Source organism: Catellatospora methionotrophica (genome assembly GCF_011297335.1).
Classification (GTDB): Bacteria; Actinomycetota; Actinomycetes; order Mycobacteriales; family Micromonosporaceae; genus Catellatospora; species Catellatospora methionotrophica.
The window spans coordinates 24,970-42,006 of record NZ_JAAOTJ010000018.1; the positions used below are offsets into that span (position 1 = coordinate 24,970).

16 protein-coding genes are annotated in these 17,037 nt (G+C 73.0%); 3 read left to right on the plus strand and 13 right to left on the minus strand.

What is annotated here, in order from left to right:
- Nucleotides 1–61 precede the first annotated feature (61 nt).
- Complete coding sequence (locus tag HAV40_RS29735) at nt 62–289, plus strand: hypothetical protein (RefSeq protein ID WP_166387074.1); 228 nt, start codon at nt 62–64, stop codon at nt 287–289.
- Here HAV40_RS29735 and HAV40_RS29740 read toward each other — a convergent pair.
- Together HAV40_RS29740 and HAV40_RS29745 are read right to left on the minus strand one after the other, a co-directional pair.
- Nucleotides 280–1,092 carry a TIGR02452 family protein gene (locus HAV40_RS29740; protein ID WP_166387076.1) on the minus strand — a complete coding sequence of 271 codons (813 nt, stop codon included), beginning with the start codon at nt 1,090–1,092 and terminating at the stop codon, nt 280–282. The two genes, HAV40_RS29735 and HAV40_RS29740, sit on opposite strands and share 10 nt — an antisense overlap.
- Nucleotides 1,093–1,225: 133 nt before the next feature.
- Nucleotides 1,226–2,224: an aldo/keto reductase gene (locus HAV40_RS29745; RefSeq protein WP_166387078.1), complete on the minus strand. Its 999-nt coding sequence runs from the start codon at nt 2,222–2,224 to the stop codon at nt 1,226–1,228.
- Nucleotides 2,225–2,276: 52 nt separating this feature from the next.
- On the opposite strand from HAV40_RS29745, the gene HAV40_RS29750 reads away from it, so the two are divergent.
- Nucleotides 2,277–2,648 (plus strand): MerR family transcriptional regulator, encoded by a 372-nt coding sequence (locus tag HAV40_RS29750; protein ID WP_166387080.1) that lies wholly within the window; start codon nt 2,277–2,279, stop codon nt 2,646–2,648.
- A gap of 3 nt (nt 2,649–2,651) precedes the next feature.
- Here HAV40_RS29750 and HAV40_RS29755 read toward each other — a convergent pair whose 3' ends face one another.
- From HAV40_RS29755 to HAV40_RS29790, 8 genes are all read right to left on the minus strand, one after another.
- Nucleotides 2,652–3,398: a GntR family transcriptional regulator gene (locus HAV40_RS29755; protein WP_166387082.1), complete on the minus strand. Its 747-nt coding sequence runs from the start codon at nt 3,396–3,398 to the stop codon at nt 2,652–2,654.
- A 169-nt stretch (nt 3,399–3,567) separates the two neighbouring features.
- Nucleotides 3,568–4,371: a tryptophan synthase subunit alpha gene (gene trpA, locus HAV40_RS29760; RefSeq protein WP_308441076.1), complete on the minus strand. Its 804-nt coding sequence runs from the start codon at nt 4,369–4,371 to the stop codon at nt 3,568–3,570.
- On the minus strand, nt 4,368–5,525 hold the full coding sequence (gene trpB, locus HAV40_RS29765; protein WP_166387288.1) for a tryptophan synthase subunit beta: 1,158 nt from the start codon (nt 5,523–5,525) through the stop codon (nt 4,368–4,370). Before trpB ends, trpA begins: the two co-directional genes overlap by 4 nt.
- 144 nt (nt 5,526–5,669) lie before the next feature.
- Nucleotides 5,670–8,816: an ATP-binding protein gene (locus tag HAV40_RS29770; RefSeq protein WP_166387084.1), complete on the minus strand. Its 3,147-nt coding sequence runs from the start codon at nt 8,814–8,816 to the stop codon at nt 5,670–5,672.
- Nucleotides 8,813–9,475, minus strand: coding sequence for a hypothetical protein (locus HAV40_RS29775; protein ID WP_166387086.1), 663 nt, complete (start codon nt 9,473–9,475; stop codon nt 8,813–8,815). The genes HAV40_RS29770 and HAV40_RS29775 overlap by 4 nt, the downstream gene beginning before the upstream one ends.
- On the minus strand, nt 9,472–10,551 hold the full coding sequence (locus HAV40_RS29780; RefSeq protein WP_166387088.1) for an endonuclease domain-containing protein: 1,080 nt from the start codon (nt 10,549–10,551) through the stop codon (nt 9,472–9,474). Before HAV40_RS29780 ends, HAV40_RS29775 begins: the two co-directional genes overlap by 4 nt.
- 640 nt (nt 10,552–11,191) lie before the next feature.
- Nucleotides 11,192–11,890: a M23 family metallopeptidase gene (locus tag HAV40_RS29785; protein ID WP_239087011.1), complete on the minus strand. Its 699-nt coding sequence runs from the start codon at nt 11,888–11,890 to the stop codon at nt 11,192–11,194.
- A gap of 143 nt (nt 11,891–12,033) precedes the next feature.
- Nucleotides 12,034–12,765, minus strand: a complete 732-nt coding sequence (locus HAV40_RS29790; RefSeq protein ID WP_166387090.1) for a hypothetical protein — start codon at nt 12,763–12,765, stop codon at nt 12,034–12,036.
- A 214-nt stretch (nt 12,766–12,979) separates the two neighbouring features.
- Here HAV40_RS29790 and HAV40_RS29795 point away from each other — a divergent pair, with 214 nt between their 5' ends.
- A complete protein-coding gene (locus HAV40_RS29795) occupies nt 12,980–13,351 on the plus strand; it encodes a TraR/DksA family transcriptional regulator (protein ID WP_166387092.1) in 372 nt (123 codons plus the stop codon).
- A gap of 52 nt (nt 13,352–13,403) precedes the next feature.
- Here HAV40_RS29795 and HAV40_RS29800 read toward each other — a convergent pair whose 3' ends face one another.
- Genes HAV40_RS29800 through HAV40_RS29810 form a run of 3 tightly spaced genes read right to left on the minus strand, consistent with a single transcriptional unit; the run spans nt 13,404 to nt 16,965 of the window.
- Complete coding sequence (locus HAV40_RS29800; RefSeq protein WP_166387094.1) at nt 13,404–14,912, minus strand: sugar ABC transporter ATP-binding protein; 1,509 nt, start codon at nt 14,910–14,912, stop codon at nt 13,404–13,406.
- Nucleotides 14,909–15,925: an ABC transporter permease gene (locus HAV40_RS29805; RefSeq protein WP_166387096.1), complete on the minus strand. Its 1,017-nt coding sequence runs from the start codon at nt 15,923–15,925 to the stop codon at nt 14,909–14,911. The genes HAV40_RS29800 and HAV40_RS29805 overlap by 4 nt, the downstream gene beginning before the upstream one ends.
- Complete coding sequence (locus HAV40_RS29810; RefSeq protein ID WP_166387098.1) at nt 15,922–16,965, minus strand: ABC transporter permease; 1,044 nt, start codon at nt 16,963–16,965, stop codon at nt 15,922–15,924. Before HAV40_RS29810 ends, HAV40_RS29805 begins: the two co-directional genes overlap by 4 nt.
- Nucleotides 16,966–17,037: the final 72 nt, after the last annotated feature.

Below are 17,037 nucleotides of genomic sequence, written 5' to 3' on the forward strand. Positions count from 1 at the left end.
CGGGTGCCGACAATGGAGGGGCCCCGCCGCCCAGGTGGGCGACGCCACGGGAGGGCGACGTATGACGCAGCACGAGCAGCCTGAGACGTGTGCCCAGTGCGGGCATCCGTTCGATCCGCACGCGCTGGTCACCACGGCCGACGATCCGTCCGACGGCGGCATCATGCTGTGCCCGGTGCCCGGCTGCGAGTGCTTCTCCACCTGGGGCATGGAGGGCATGCCCACGGTCCGGGTCCCGGACCGGTTCGAGATCGCCTCGATCCGCGAGAAGATCCAGACTCAGGACTGAGCCGCGCCGCCGAACACCCGCGCGAACGCCGCGTGCACCGGGGTGCCGGACAGGTTGTCGTAGATCGCGAAGATGACGCGGTCGAAGCGGTCCACGACGCCCAGCGCGTCCGCGAAGGCTCGCGCGACCACCGCCGGATCGTTGCGGAACACTCCGCAGCCCCACGCGCCGAGCACGAGGGTGCGGTGCCCGTGCGCGGCGGCCACGGTCAGCACCCGCGTCGCCCGGCGCAGCAGCACGGCGGGCACGTCGGGCAGATCATCGGCCTGGTTCCGGGCGATCGCGCCGAAGTTGGGCGCGGCCGCGGTCAGGAACGACGTGCGGTATGCCTCGTCGAGCAGGTTGCCCTTGTCGTCGCGGAACACCGGCACACCTGGCGAGTAGACGACCCGGTCGCTGTAGCGCAGGTCGCGCTGCGCGCGGTGGTAGGCGTAGAAGTCCGGGGCGGCCAGCAGGCTCGGGTAGAGGGCCGACGCGCGGGCGATGCTCTCCTCCTGCGCCTTCGCGCCGCCGAGGAAGCCGCCACCGGGGTTCTTCGCCGAGGCGAACACCAGGCACGCCGCCGCCGGACCGGCCCGGCGGGCGGCGACCAGCGTCGACTCCCGGGTCACCTCGATCACCGGCTGCGCCTCGCGGGCTCCGCTCGGGGTGAGCGCTTCGTCCGGCTCGTGGTGCCGGGTGCCCGCCACGGCCGCGCGTACCGCCGCTCCGATCGCGACGGTCGTGCCCGCCTCGTTGCGGTAGTCGCCCCGCTCGGCGATCTCCACCGTCTGCCGTGCGATCTCCCGCAGCCGCCCGCTCACCCTGCCACCCCGTCCGTCTTCGCCACGACGGCAACGGTGACAGGGCCGCCGCCCGGCGGCAACCGCATTGTGGAAGGGGTTGCTCGTTTCCGGACGACAAAGCGTCCCGAAACGAGCAACCCCTTTCCCGACGTCAGCCGCGCAGGTCGGCGAGCAGTGATTCGACCTCGGCGAAGGCGTCGGCAGGCAGCGGGGTGCGGGCGAGCGGGGCGAAGTTCTCCTCGGCCTGGGCGACGGTGCGGCAGCCGGGGATGGGCAGGTTGTCGGGGCTGCGGGCGAGCAGCCAGCCGAGCGCGCCCTGGGTGAGGGTGCGCCCGTCGGCGGTGAGCGCGTCGCGGACCCGGTCGACGCGGTTCGCCCACTCCGGCGTCGGCACGCCGGCGGTGAACCAGCGCAGCCACTCCGGGTTCCTGCCGCGTACGTCGTCGCCGCCGAGCGCCCCGGTGGCCCCGTGGTACTTGCCGGTGAGCAGGCCCATCGCGAGCGGTCCGCGGTTGAGCCCGGCCAGGTTCCAGGTCGCCAGCACGTCGACCATCGCGGCGTTGTCGTTGAGCACCGAGGTGTCGTACTGCACCGCGGCGCAGTGCGCCCCGGCCTCGGCGAACGCGGTCGCCCGCGCCGGGTCGTCGGTGCTCCAGCCGTACGCCCGGATGCGGCCCTGAGCGACCAGGCCTTCGAGGGTCTCCACCAGGTCGAGGGCCTGATCGACGGGCAGGTGGCCCAGGTGCAGCTGGTAGAGGTCCAGGTGGTCGGTGCCGAGCCGGTCGAGGATGCCGTCGAGGCAGCTGACGGCGTACGCGGGCGAGGCGTCCTCGCCGGTGGCCAGGCGGGTGCGCTCCTGCACGGTGAAGCCGAACTTGCTGGCGATGACCGCGCTGTCCCGCCGTCCGGCCAGGGCCTTGCCGAGCACCCGCTCGCTGTGGCCCGCACCGTAGTTGCTGGAGGTGTCGAACAGGGTGATGCCGTGGTCGAGGGCCGCGTGCACGGTGCGGATCGACTCGTCGTCGTCGACCTCGCCCCAGCCGTACGGCTGCCCGTCGTCGCCCCAGAGCGGGCCGCCGATCGCCCAGCAGCCCATGCCCAGCGCGCTGACCTCGATCCCGCTGCGGCCCAGTGTCCGTGTCGTCGTCATGTGGATCAGCCTCACACCTGGAGCGCGCTCCAGGTCAAGCTATGGTGGCGCGATGAGCGCGTACACCCCCTCCGAGACGTCCCGGCGCAGCGGCTTCAGCCTGGACACGCTGCGCTACTACGAGCGCATCGGCCTGCTCAGCGAGATCGACCGCACCCCCGGCGGGCAGCGGGTGTTCTCCGACGACGACCTGGGCTGGCTCGGGCTGCTGCGCTGCCTGCGCGACACCGGGATGCCGATCAACCAGATGTGCCGCTTCGCGGAGCTGGCCCGCACCGGCGAGCAGAGCATCGCCGACCGGGTGGAGCTGCTGCGCGCCCACGCGGCGGCCGCCGAGGAGCAGATGGCGCTGCTGGAGCGGCAGTACGGGCACCTGCGCGAGAAGATCCGCTACTACGAGAGCGTGCTGGCCGAAACGCCCTAGCCGTCAGCGCGGCGGCGCGCCCCACCGCACGGACACCTGGTTGACGGTGCGCTCGGCGCGCACCTGCATCTGCCCGCCCGCGAGCACGGCCCGGTCGACCACGCCGACCGCGCCGTCGCGGGTGCGCGTCACGCGGTCGCTGACCAGGACCGGGCTGTCCGCGCTCTGGTGCAGCAGGGCGGCTCCGGCCTCGCCGAGGGTGGCGGCGGCGATGCGCTCGGACGCCGAGGCGATCTCCATCCCGGCGTCGGCGAGCGCCGCGTACAGGGCCGTGGCGGTGAAGTCGACGCCGCGCACCAGTGGCGCGTACGGCTGGTCCACCCAGGACACCTGGTGGATCGCGGGCACCCCGTCGAGCAGCCGGAGCCGTTCCAGCCGCAGCGCCTTGGCGGTGCCGTCGCGCTCGCCCCACAGCGCGCTGGCCCAGGCGGGCATGGCGCGCAGGGAGCTGGACACGACCTCGGTGGTGACCTGGTGTCCCTGGTCACGCAGGTCGTCGACGAAGCTGCGCAGCGTGTCCAGCCGGTATGCGGGCCGCGCGGGCGCGACGAAGGTGCCCCGCCCGGCCTCGACCACGATCAGCCCGTCGTCGATCAGGGCCTGCAGCGCCTGCCGTGCCGTCGCCAGCGCCACGTCGTACCGCGCGCTCAGTTCCCGCTGCGCGGGCAGCGCCGTGCCCGGCGGGTACTCCCCGGCGCGGATGCGCTCGGCGAGGTCGGCGGCGATGACCCGGTAGCGGGGCCCGGCCATGCGGTGGCTCCTGACGGTCGGCGGCGGGACCGCTCCAGTATCAGCGATCCCACCGCCACCGCGTCAGCCGCAGGTACGGCGTCGCGGCGCACGGGCCCGTTCCCGCCGCCCCCCGGTCGGCGGGGCAGCGCGTCCGGCACTGCCCTGACGGGCACGGCCCGCTGCCGGTTCAGCCGGAGGTCGCGTCCAGGGCGTCGCGCAGCGCGCGGACCTGCGCGCCCAACTCCTCGGGGGTCGCGCCGTCGAGCAGCCGACGCATCAGCGCCGAGGCGACCACGACGCCGTCGGCGGCGCGGGCTCCGGCGACCGCGTGCTCGGGGGTGGAGATGCCGAAGCCGAGCAGTACGGGCAGGTCGCCGTGCGGCTTGAGGCGGGCCGCGAACTCTCCGGCCGACGCGGGCAGCTCGGCCCGCTCGCCGGTGGTGACCATCGCGGTCATGGCGTAGACGAAGCCTCGGCTGCGGGCCGCGACCTCCCGCAGTCGCGACGGCGAGCCGCTGGGCGCGGCGACCAGGACCAGGTCGACCTCCGCTGCGGCGGCGGCCTGCTCCAGCTCGCCCAGTTCCTCCAGGGGCAGGTCGGGCACGATCAGCCCGCGCACCCCGGCCTCGGCCAGCGCGGCGCAGAACCGCGCGTGGCCCTCGCGGGCCACCAGGTGGTAGTAGGTCATCACGATGAGCGGCACGGGCAGGCTCACCTCGCGCAGGTCGGCGAGGATGCCGCGGACCGTCGCGCCCCGGTGCAGGGCCCGTTCGGAGGCCTCCTGCACGGTCGGCCCGTCGATCATCGGGTCGGAGAACGGCAGCCCGATCTCGATGGCGTCGGCACCGGCGTCGGCGTACGCCCGCAGGTGGTCGGTCCAGTCGGCGCTGATGCCGCCGGTCACGTAGGGCACTAGCAGTCCGCGCCCGGCGTCGCGGCGTTCCCGCAGGTGCGGGCCGACGGCCACGCCGCGGACGGTGGTGGTGGTCACGGGATCTCCATCAGGGTGTTGGTGTCCTTGTCGCCGCGGCCGGACAGGGTGATCAGCACGGTCGCGCCGGGGGGCAGTTCGCCGTCGCGGGCGGCGCGCAGCACCCAGGCGACGGCGTGCGCGGACTCCAGCGCGGGCAGGATGCCCTCGCTGCGGGCCAGCCGCCGTACCGCGTCGATGACCTCGCCGTCGGTGACGGTGACGTAGCGCGCCCGGCCGAGGTCGTGCAGGTGGGCGTGCTCGGGGCCGATGCCGGGGTAGTCCAGGCCCGCGGCGACGGACTCGGCTTCCAGGATCTGGCCGTGCTCGTCCTGGATCGCGTACGACCGGTGGCCGTGCAGGACCGCGACCTTGCCGCCGGAGATCGCCGCGCCGCCGGCGGCCTCGACGCCGATCAGCTTCGCCGGCGTGCCCGCGAACCCGGCGAAGGTGCCCGCGGCGTTGGAGCCGCCGCCGACGCAGGCCACGACGTAGTCGGGGATCGCGGCGGGCAGTTCGGCGGCACACTGGGCGCGGGCCTCGTCGCCGATGACCCGCTGGAACTCGCGCACCATCCACGGGTACGGGTGCGGGCCCATCACCGAGCCGAGGCAGTAGTAGGCCTCGTCGGCGCAGGTCACCCAGTGCCGCATCGCTTCGCTGGTGGCGTCCTTGAGCGTACGGCTGCCGCTGGTGACCTCGACCACCTCCGCGCCGAGCAGGCGCATCCGGTGCACGTTGAGCGCCTGGCGGGCCATGTCCTTGCCGCCCATGAACACGGTGGCCCGCAGCCCGAGCAGCGCGGCGGCCGTGGCGGTGGCCACGCCGTGCTGGCCCGCGCCGGTCTCGGCCAGCAGCCGGGTGCGTCCCATCCGGCGGGCCAGCAGCGCCTGACCGAGCACGTTGTTGATCTTGTGGGAGCCGGTGTGGGCCAGGTCCTCGCGCTTGAGCAGCACGGAGACGCCGAGTTCGGTGGACAGGTTCCAGGCCGGGGTGACCGGGGTCGGGCGGCCTGCGTACACGGTGAGCAGCCGGTCGAGGTCGCGGCGGAAGCCAGCGTCGGCCCACGCCTCGCGGAATGCCTCCTCGACCTCGGCGCAGGCCGGGATGAGCGCTTCGGGCACGTAACGGCCCCCGTACTCGCCGAACCGGCCGGCGGCGCCCGGGTCGTGCATCAGCCCTGCGGCGGGCAGCAGCGCGGGCAGGCCCGCGGCGGTGATGGCACCCACAGTTCCTCCAACTGTTCTAGAACTGTTGTCCATAGTGGCACAGCGAAGGGCCGCCCCGCCAGTCGCGGGACGGCCCTGTCACGGGGGTGCTCAGCGCTTGGCGCGCTCGACGACCTCCTCCGTGGTCAGCGGGCTCTTCGGGTGGTGGCTCAGGCACAGCGAGCCGCGCATCTTGCGGAACGCGAAGCCCTCCCCCGAGGCGTAGAACTCCCCGGTGCCCAGGCGCGAGATGTCCGGCACATCCACGCCCTTGGCCCGCGCCATCTCCCGCGCCGCCTCGATCTGCGCCGGGGCGTTGAGCAGCCCGAAGAACTGCGTCGCGGCGTTGCCCGCGATCCGGTTGTGCAGCCCCTTCGGGGCCTGCGTGGCGAAGACCAGGCCCAGGCCGTACTTACGGGCCTGCGAGGCCAGCGCCAGGGTGCTCTGCGTACACGCGGTCAGCGGGCCGGACGGGGCGAGGGTCTGCGCCTCGTCCATCACCAGCAGCCCGCCCAGCGGCCGGTCGCCCGCCGGGTTCTTCTTGATCCACGCGAACAGCGCCAGTTGCAGCTGGTTGACGAAGCTCTGCCGCTGCTGCTCCGAGGGCAGCCCGACCAGGCTGATCACCGACACCCGGGCGCGCTTGCCGGGCGCGGGCGTCAGCAGCAGGCCCGGATCGGCGGGCGCGCCACCACCGCCGAACAGGGCGTCGGTCACCATAGCCGCGGTCAGGTTCTGCGACAGCTCGAACGCGATCTTCTCGGCGTCCTCGAGCTGGCTCACCCCGTCCGGCAACGCGCTGAGCACCCCGACGAAGGCGCGGATGCCCTCGCCGCCGCTGCGGGCGAAGTGCCGCAGTGCCTCGTTGAGCACCGCCTGCCCGCGCAGTGCCTTGGCCGTGCTGCCGTCGACCTTGGCGCGCGGCGCGAGGCTGGCCACCGCCGCGTCGATGGCCGCCCCGAACTCGTCGGCGTCGTCGCGGATCGTCGCGAACTCCGGCAGCGGCTGGAACGTCAGCGGCCGCCCCGCCTCCCGCCGCGGCGTCCACACCACGACGTCGGTGTTGGCCAGGTACTCCGCCGAGCGGGCCGCGTCGCCGTCCGACCAGCCCGCGGGCGGCTCCGGCCAGGGATCGCCGAGCCGGGCCAGGTCGTTGTTCGGGTCCAGCACGATCGTGGACACGCCCTGCAGCGCGCACTCCTCGATCAGCCGCCGGATCAACACCGTCTTGCCCGACCCGCTGCCCGCGAAGATCGCGGTGTGCTTGCGCAGCGACTCCAGGTCCAGCCGCACCGGCTCGCCGTCGTCGAACCCGGCCCCCAGCGTGATCGTGTGCGCCGCCGCGACAGAGGGGGCCGCCGGCGCCCCGGCCCCGCCCGGCGTCGGCGTCAGGTGGACCGCGCGGCGGCGCTCTCCCGCCTCCGCCGCCATGGCGATCTCGGCCACGACCTCGCCGAGCACCGTACGCAGCAGCATCGTGCGGCCCGCCGGACGGCGCGCGGCCAGCCAGGCCGCCAGCCCGCTGTCGCGTTCGGACAGCAGCTGGCGCAGCGCGACGAACGTACGCAGGTCGTCCTCGCCGAGGCTCAGCCGGGCCCCGCCGTCCAGGGCGAACGCCTTCAGCGCCTCCTGGGTCTTCGCGCCCTTGTTCCAGTCGGCGTTACGCAGCAGGAACAGCTTGCGCTTGCCGATGCCCCGGCTCAGACCCGCGCTGGTCCGGGCCGCCTGCAGGCGCGACAGCGCGGCGATCGCGTTGGTGTGCGCGATGGCCCGGAACGACCAGTGCTGCTCGTCCTCGGTGGCCTCGTCGAGGCTGCGGCGCAGCCGGGCGTGCAGCGGCACCTTGCCGCCCTGCGGCGGATCCACCCGGAAAGCCCGCCCCGCCTCCCCGAGCTCCTCGATCCACGCGGCCAGCCCGGCGGTCAGCAGCTCCGGCATCTCGCCGTCCTCGGTCGCGCCGGTCAGCGCCGACACCACGTCAGCCGACTCGCGCAGCTCCGCGAAACGCCGGTCGAGCTTGTCGTCCAGCACCTCGTCGGCGGGCGGCAGGATCACCTGCTGCTCGGGGTCGCTGAAGCCGCCCAGCTCGCGTGCCGAACCCTCCCGCAGGCAGGCCTGCACGTGGTCGTTGATCCGGTTGATGAGCAGCCTCGGGGTGAACACCGTCGCCTCCGCGAACGCCGCCTCCCGCACCGGCCACGTCGGGTACGGCGGCACGAAGCCCTGCTCGGCGAAGCGCACCGCGAACCGCTTCGCGACGATGTCGCGAGCGATGTCGGCGCTGGCGATGCCCTTGAGCGTCACCGGCTCGCGGAACCGGTCGGCGACCGACTTGGTGGCCCGGGTGCGGATCAGCGTCCACGTCGACGGCAGGCAGGCCAGCACCGTCAGCGTGCGCCGGGTGCTCTGCCGCAGCGCCATCAGCCCATCCGCGATCTGGTTGATCAGCTGCGTCTGCTCGGCGCTCTCCTCGCCGGCCTCCTTGCCCACGGTGGAGTTCCACAGCTGGGCGACCAGCGTGTCGATCTGGTCGATGGCGACCACCGTGGGACCGGTCAGCGCCAGCAGCTGCGACATCTCCTGCATGACCAGCTGCGGCGGCTTCTGCACCGGATGGATGCCCCACTGCTGCCGCTCGCCGGGCTCCATCTCCTGCATCGACTGCAGGTACGTGTACCCGACGTCCTGCGCGGCCGGGTCACCCGCCGCACCGAGCAGCGCCAGCGCCCGCGCCGTGTGGTGACAGGCCATGCCGACGGGCCCGTCGAAACGGCGCAGCGCCGCGGCGAACTCGTCGAGATGCGCGCGGGTGAGCGGGGCACGGCCCGTGACGGCAGCCGTCGCCGCCTCGGGGACCTCCGCCGCCGTACACAGCCGGTCCAGGAACACCGACAGCTGGCTGCCCTGGCCGAGATGGTCGCGCTGCAGGCCGTTGATCACCGCGAGGGTGGCGCTGGACCAGAACGCGGCCCCGTCCAGCAGCCCGACGAGGAAGAAGTAGCCGCCGCCGAGCTGGGTCTGCTCGCGGATCCAGCCCAGCAGGTGGGTCTTGCCCGAGCCCGGCTGGCCCTGCATGGCGACACCGATCGGGCTGCCGTCGGGGCTGCGCCGGGCGTCGTCGAGCCCGTGCAGGATGTGCCGCACCACGTCGGCGTGCAGGGCCTCGACGTGGAAGGGCGAGCCGCGCCAGACGTCGTCGGGCACCGGCGCGACGTCGAACCGCAGGTTCGACAGCGCCCGGCGCTGGTCCGGGTTCACTGCGCCTCGATCGTCAACAGGTGCTTGTCCTCCCCGCCGATGTGGATCGCGGCGGCGCGGTCCTCGGCGGTGAGCGTCTTCTGGTTGTCCTCGGGGACCAGCACGATGGTGCGCGCCACCGCCATCTTCATCAGCGCCGCGTCGACCTCGGCGGCGGACACCCCGGACAGCTCCTTACGCAGGTCGGTGAGGCTGACCCAGGCCTGCGGCGCGTCGGCGAGCTTGTCGTACGCGACGCGCACCCGCTTCTCCAGCCCGCGCTTGACCACCGGCTTGACCTTGACGACCGGCTGCGGGACAGGCGGCGCGGTGCTGGCCGTGAACAGGTCGGGCAGGCTCAGCTCGGCCCGGCGCAGGTACCGGTCCACGGCCCCGAGCAGCGCGTGCAGCGCCGGGTACGCGGGTCCCGCGCCCTTGACGAAATCCGAGGTCAGTTCCTCCTTGCACTGCGCCCAGCCCTTGTCGGTCAGCTCGTGCACCAGCGCGCCCTTGACTCCCTTGCGCTTGGTGGCGAAGCCGTTCTCGACCAGGGCACGGCTGTCCGCCCCCTGGATCGAGAAGCCTTCATAGCGCTCCCGCAGCTCGGTGTTGGAGACTTCACGGGCCTCCGACATCAGCAGCAGCAGGCACGCCTTCTCCGAGGGCTTGAGCTTGGTCATCTGTTCTCCTTGTGCGCGTCGGTGCGTCGGGATCGGAGGTACTGCTCCAGGTGTGCCAGCACCTGGCCGCGTTCGTGGAGCACCTGGTCGTTGGTGAACCGCAGCACGGCGAAGCCGTCGAGCTGCAGCAGCACGTCGCGGCGGCGGTCGTGGGCGAACTTGTGGGGTCCCCGGTGCTCGTCGCCGTCGATCTCCACGGCGCACCGCTCGTCGGGCCAGACCAGGTCGATGACGTAGTGCGGACGGGCCGGGTAGCGGCGGTTCCAGCTCCGGCCGACGGCCCAGGCCGCCTCTACCAGGGCCGCCTCCAGCGCGGTCTCGGCGGCGCTGTCCGCTCGCGGGCGTCCTTCGACGGGCGGGAAGGTCAGCGTCGCCGGAGCCGGGCCGGGTCCAGCTCCGGGTCCCTCGGTGACGGTCGCGGCCAGCGCGGCGACGTGCTCGGGCAGCCGCACCGGGTGGACGGTGACCGGTCCCGCCGCGGGCAGCTCGCCGCCGGTCAGCCACACCGCGAAGCCGCCGTGCGCGGCCAGCCAGTCACCGGCGGCGGCCAGCGCCCGCTGCTGCGGGACCGCGAGCACGCCGGGCACCTCGACCAGCAGCGCCACGTACGGGCGCCGGTAGCTCTCCCCGAGCACCCGGGCCAGCCCGGTGGCCCGCACCTCGGGCGCGAACCGGCCCGCGATCGGCCGCCGCCGCGGCACCGGCCCGGCCTGGTCGTCCTCCGCCCACCCGTCCGGGCCGACCGAGGAGGTGGGGGTGACGGTGGTGGCCACGCGACGCCTGTCCGGTAGCGCGCGCAGCGCCTGCTCGGCCAGGTCGGCCAGGAACGGCCCGAAGTGGCGGGTCGTGGCCGCGACTTCGGCGGCCAGTGCCCGGACCGCGGGCACGCCCGCCCCGCCGGGTCCTTCGAGGTGCTCGGCCGTGGGCAGCCAGGCGGGGAACAGCCTGAGGGCGGCTGTCTCCAGCTCGTCCAGGGCGCACGCGACGACCTCGGCGGCGGCTGCCGAGACGGGCGGGCGGAAGGTCAGCACCGCGGGTGCGTCCTCGGGCAGCGGGCTCATTGCCAGCTCGATCATCTCCGTGGACGCGCCCCGCAGGCGGGTGACCCGGCCTGCGGATGACTGCGTCCAATGTGGCGTCATGCCCTGAGATCTCCCAGCTGCGACTCCTGGTGATTCTGTCGCTGCACTGGGTAGACGGCAACCGGACATTCGGCCCGAGACAACGCTGTCGGGCCGCGAAGACTGCCGGTTCGTCCTATCCCGATCCCCCGGACAGTTGCCCGATCAGGGTGCGCGACCACGACTCGGCCAGGGACGGCTCGCCGTTCATCGCACGTACCAGCGCCCGGCGGGTGCGCATCGAACGACCGAGGTCGACCAGCGCGAAGGCCTCGGCCAGTGCCTGGCGGGTCTGCTCGTCCCGCTGCGGGCCGGGCGTGTCGGCCAGCCAGTGCCGGGCCGGAACGTCCGGGTCAGCTTGACCTGTTCATTGCCGAGGAAGCACCAGACGTCGTTGTCGAGCGACACGTTGCACACCGCCCGCGCGGGCAGTTCGCGGGTCCACCGGCGTACCCCAGGGACGGCGGGGTGGGCCCGTCGATCAGGCAGCCGGCCAGTCGCAGGTGACCACATCCCAGCGGAAGGGCAGGTTCGGCGTGGACACGCCGGTCATCGCAGGGGGTGGCCGGGGCACCGCATCCGGTAATCCGGCGGCTCAGGAGCCGTAGACCTCTTCGAGTTCGAGTTCGAAGTCGACGCCGTGCTTCTTGAACCAGGTCATCGGGTCGTGTGCGACGCCGTCGACGTGGATCTCCAGGTGCAGGTGGGTGCCGTAGGAGTAGCCGGTGTTGCCGGTCAGGCCGATGACGTCCCCGGCCTGCACCCGGTCACCGGGCTTGACCAGCACCCGGCTGGAGTGCCCGTACAGGGTCTGCAGGCCGTGCCCGTGGTCGACCATGATCGAGTTGCCGTAGCCGCCGTTCCAGCCGGCCTGTACCACCACGCCCCCGCGCACCGCCATGTACGGCGTGCCCTCGGGCAGCCCGGCCAGGTCGAGCCCGCGGTGCGGCCGCCCCCAGCGCATGCCGTAGCGGGAGCTGAGCGTGTAGTCGTGCAGCGGCAGCACCCACGCGTCGGGGGCTCCCTGACTGAAGGACGTGCTGAGCTGGCGGTCGCCGCGGTTGGGGCGGGCGGCGATGTCACCGCGTGCGGACTCGGCGTACGCCGCCAGGTGGTCGCCGCCGGGGTCGGCCTTGGCGTCGGGCACGACGGCCGCCGCGCCGAAGGCGACGATCCCCGCACCGGCGGCAGCGGTGGCCAGCACCGTGACGTATCTGCTGCGCGACGGTGTGCCCGCACGACGCCGCCCGCAATAGCGGTCGGCCTCCCTGACCAGCTCTGGCCGATAGCGCACGACCACACCCTTCGGTCACGTCGGGCGCCGGTCGGTCCGGAGCCCCTTCTCGGCGAGTCGCCGGGGATGGCACTGCTGGACAACCTAACCAAATCGGGCACTAGACACAAGTCACTAAGTATGCCAAAAATGCTTCATAAACCCTAAAGCGACTCACGTTCCGCTGCTGCCCATCGATAACGCAGGCCCTTCGTCAGGTAGGCGCGCGGGTTCGGGTCGACGTGCCGAGCCCAGGCCGGTTTGCGCTCGCCGCGCAGCTGGGCGTACACCGCCAGCGCATAGCCGAAGGTCCGCTCGCTCAGGTAGCCCAGCGAACTGGTCCGCCAGCCACCCGCGTGGCCGGTGTACCGGAACGCGGCGTTGGCGTTGAAGATGCCCAGCCCGAAGTAGACGGTCAGCAGGTCGGTCAGCTGCTCCTCGTCGGCGCGCACCCCGATGCGGCCCTCGCCGATCAGCCGCTCGTGGCCGAGTTCGTGCGCGATGGTCGCGACCAGCGCCATCGGGTCGGCGGCCTGCGCCGCACTCACCGAGATGACCCCGCGCCCGTTGCGGCGCACGTACTCCCCCGCCGCCCCGGCGAAGCGCTGCCCGAACGCGGGCAGGCTCGCCAGGAGTTCCTGCTCCGCGGGGTCGGCCGCCTCGTACACGAAGTCGACGCGGGCCGGGTCGACACCCATGTGCGCGCACAGCATGCCGAACACCTGGCGCACATCGCTCTCGGTGCCCGCGTACGCGCCGGGAAAGAACTCGTCAGTGGGCAGAATCACCGGCCCGTGCAGACGATTCGCGCCGAACTCGGCGCCGAGCCAGCCCAGCGACGCCTCCACCCACTGGGCCGCTTCCGGATCGATCGGGCATTTCGGCTTGCCCCACATGGTCGATCGCCTCCTGTTCTCGGTGCGGCGCGCAGGATAGCGTGCCCGCGCCAGTCCCCGGGACCTCGTTCAGCGAAAGCACAGAAACCCGACGCACGATGGCCGCGCTTCACCCGAAACCGCAGAGCCCCGTCGCCGTTGTCTCGATTGATTACGGGGGTTTGGCCCGCGGTGGCATCGGGAAGCAACGATGCACCGAGACAGTGGAGGCATGATGGCAACGCTGGAAGGCACGCTCGACAAGGCACAGCTCGGCGTGCTGCTGAAGGCCCGCTACGACGAGACCGCCGAGCAGCTGCGAGTGCAGAGCGAGTCCGTCCGGCAGTTGCGGCGCTCCGGCGACCAGGGCCCCGGCGACGTCGCCGACGCGGGCACCATGGTCTCCGACACCGAGCAGCAGGACCTGCTCACCGCGGCCCTCGACGACCACATGCGCAAGCTGACCGACGCGCTCGCCCGGTTCGAGAGCGGCGCGCTGGGCACCTGCGACAGCTGCGGGCAGGAGATCCCGCTCGCACGCATGGAGATCATGCCCTGGTCGACCCACTGCGTGAAGTGCCAGGCGGCCGCCGAGCGCTGGCGCTGACCGCCCCCGACATGAAGGCCCGCCCCTCACCGGGGCGGGCCTTCGCCATCGGTCAGGCTGCGGCGGGCGCGGCGTGGATGAGCCGGATGACGCGCTGGCTGACCGTGTCGTAGTCGTGGTCGTTGGGCAGCTCGCCGCGTACGGCCGCCTCGCCCATCACCACGATCCGGTCGGCCAGCGTGACGACCTCGGGCAGGTCCGACGAGATGAGCAGGATGGCCATGCCCTGTCCGGCCAGCCGGGCGATCAGCTCGTGGAACGCGGCCTTGGTGCGCACGTCGATGCCGACGGTGGGCTCGTCGACGATGAGGATGTCGCAGCTGGCGGCCAGCCACTTGGCGAGGCTGACCTTCTGCTGGTTGCCGCCGGACAGCTGCCCGGCGAGCTGGGTCGGCGAGGCGGCGCGGATGCCGAGCAGCCTGGTGTACTCGGCGACGACGTCGCGTTCGGCCTTGTCGCCGATGAGGCCGAAGCGGGCCAGCCGCCGCCACACGGTCACCCCGACGTTGCGGGTGATCGGCTGCTCCAGGAACAGGCCCTCGCCCTTGCGGTCCTCGGGCACGTAGCCGATGCGGTGGCGGCGCAGCGCCTGCCCGACGTCGCGGATGCGCACCGGCACGCCGTGCACCCGGACCTCGCCGCCGGTGATCTCGTCCAGGCCGAGCAGCGCCTTGGCCAGCTCGGTGCGGCCCGCGCCGACCAGGCCGTACAGGCCGAGGATCTCGCCGCGGGCCACGCGCAGGCTGACGTCGCGGTGGCCGTGGCGGGTGCTGAGCCCGGCCAGCTCCAGCGCCGGGGTCGCGTCGCGGTCCACGGTGCGGGCGGCGAGTTCGACCGAGGCGTACGCCCGGCCGACCATCAGGTCCACGATCTCGTCGCGGGTGTATCCGGACAGCGGCTGCGCCTGCGCCACGCTGCGCCCGTCGCGCAGCACGGTGACCGTGTCGGCGACGGCGAACACCTCTTCGAGCTTGTGGCTGACCAGCACGACGGCGTGGCCGGTGGCGGTCAGTTTGCGCACGATGGCGTAGAGCCGGTCGGCCTCGTCGCCGGTCAGCGACGCCGTCGGCTCGTCGAGCAGCAGCACCCGGGTGTCCACCGACAGCGCCTTGGCGATCTCGACCAGTTGCGCCTGCGCCACCGACAGCTCCGCGACTTTCGTGTCCGGGTCCAGGTCGAGGTCGAGCAGGTCAAGGCACCGGCGGGACTGCTCGCGCATCCGGGCCCGGTCGACCATGCCCAGCCGGTTCGGCAGGTGCTGCAGGGCGATGTTCTCCGCGATGGAGAACTCGGGCACCAGGTTGCGTTCCTGGTGCACCACGCCGATGCCCGCGTGCAGCGCTTCGAGCGGGCTGGCGAAGTGCATGTCGCGGCCGTCGAGCACGACCCGCCCGGCGTCGGGGCGGTAGACCCCGGTCAGGAGCTTGACCAGGGTGCTCTTGCCCGCGCCGTTCTCGCCGAGCAGGGCGTGCACGCTGCCTGCGGCCAGTGTCAGGGTCGCGCCGTCGAGCGCGCGTACGCCCGGGAAGGATTTGGTCAGGCCCTCGGCCAGCAGCATCATGACGACCTCCGGGAGAGCTTGGCCCGGATCGCGCCGGACAGCACCACGCCGAGCACGACCGCGCCGACGATGAGGTCGACCCAGCGCCGGTTGATGGCGAACTGGGCCTGCGCGACGTCGACCAGGCGCACGATGAACGCGGCCAGGCAGGTGCCCAGCACGCTGACCACGCCGCCGGCCAGCGCGACGCCGCCGATGATCGGCGCGGCGAAGCTGGGCAGCAGTAGGTCGTCGCCGATGGTGGCGTTGACCGAGCCGGACTGGGCCAGGGTCAGCACCGCGGCGACCCCGGCCAGCAGCCCGGACAGGGCGTGCGCGAGCACGATGGACCGGTCGTTGGACACCCCCGACAGCCGGGCCGCGAACGGGCTGCCGCCGCTGGCCAGCAGGTGGCGTCCGGGCACGGTGCGGGCGAAGAAGAACCAGACCATGGCGGCGACCGCGCAGGCGATCAGGAACACCACCGGCAGCCCGAGCACCGAAGCCTGCCCGAGCTCGGCGAGCCCGGCGGAGTAGTCCTGGTAGGTGCCGGGGCCGTTGACGCCGTAGCGCAGCCCGTCGATGATCGTCATGGTCGCCAGGGTCACGATGAACGCGTTGATCCTGGTGAACACGACCAGCAGGCCGTTGCCCAGACCGACGGCCGCGCCGAGCAGCATCGCCCCGGCCACCGCGAGCGGGGCGGGCAGCCCGGCCTCCAGCATGGCCCAGGCGGCGACCATGGCGCAGAAGCCGGTGAGCACGCCGACCGACAGGTTCATCTGGCCGATGGCCAGCACCACCATCTGCGCCAACCCGATGATCATCGGTACGGCGAGGAAGCGGAAGAACGCCGCGAGGGTGCCCGCGGACAGCATGTTGCCGTCGGTGGTCAGCGTCAGCGCCACGAAGCCGATGACGGCGAGGGTGACCAGGGTGAACTCGGAGGTGCGCACGGTGCGCCGCAGCCTGCTCGGGGGTGCGGCGGGCGGGCCGGCGGGCCGGGTCGTGGTGGTCTCGACGGTGCTGGTCATGCCGGGACCCCCCGCCGCTCGGCGAGCACGTGCCGCACCCGGTCCAGCGACAGCGCGGCCAGCAGGACCAGGCCGATGTAGAGCTTGAGCTCGTCGACCTGGAACTGCAGCAGGTTCAGGCCCTTGTAGATGACCTGGGTGATGGCGGTGCCGAGCACCGTGCCGAGCACGCTGACCGCGCCGCCGACCAGCAGCGTGCCGCCGAGCACCGGGGCCAGGAACGACGGCAGCAGGAAGCCGTCGCCGACCCCGGCGGAGAAGGAGCCGTTGTTGGCCGACAGCAGGAACCCGGCGAGCCCGGCGAGCAGCCCGGACAGGGCGTGCGCCTGGATGGTGCGCAGCCGCACCGGGATGCCGGACAGCTGCGCGGCCTTGGCGTTGGAACCGGCCATCAGCACCTCGCGGCCGGTGCGCGACCACCGGAACAGCAGGCCCACCACCAGCACCGCGATGAGCGCGATCGGGGCGAGCAGCGGGATCTCCGGCCCGCACACGTCGCCGGCGCAGTAGTCGGCGAAGGTGTCGGTGCGCAGCGCGGACATGCCCGCGGGCAGGCCGTTGAAGGCGACGCCGTCGGTGAACGTGGCGTACAGCAGCGAGACCAGGCCGATCAGGGCGAAGTCCAGGGCCAGGGTGACCACGAACGAGTTGACCCCGGTGTGGGCGATGATGAGCCCGGCGAGCGCGCCGAGCAGCGCGCCCATGGCCAGTCCCCCGGCCAGCGCCAGGATCAGCGGGGCGTCGAGGCGGTCGTGCAGCAGTCCGGAGGCGAAGGCGCTCATCGCGGCCATGCGGCCCACGGCCATGTTCATGTGGCCCAGGGAGAGCACGGCGAGCTGGGAGAGCCCGACGACGGCGTACACGCTGATGTCGGCCTGCATGGGCACCAGCGTCAGCTGGGTGTTGAGGAAGGCGGGCCGCAGTGTGGTGAACAGCGCGATCAGCGCGATCAGCAGCACGACGAGCCCGATCCGGGGGTTGGCCCACAGCGGCAGGCGCGCGGGCGGCGGCTGCTCGGGGGTGGTGTCCTCTTGCTTCACTGCACTCTCCGGGGGTGGGGCGCGCCCCGGCCGCGTGGGGGTGGGGCCGGGGCGCGGAGCCGTCGGCCGGGG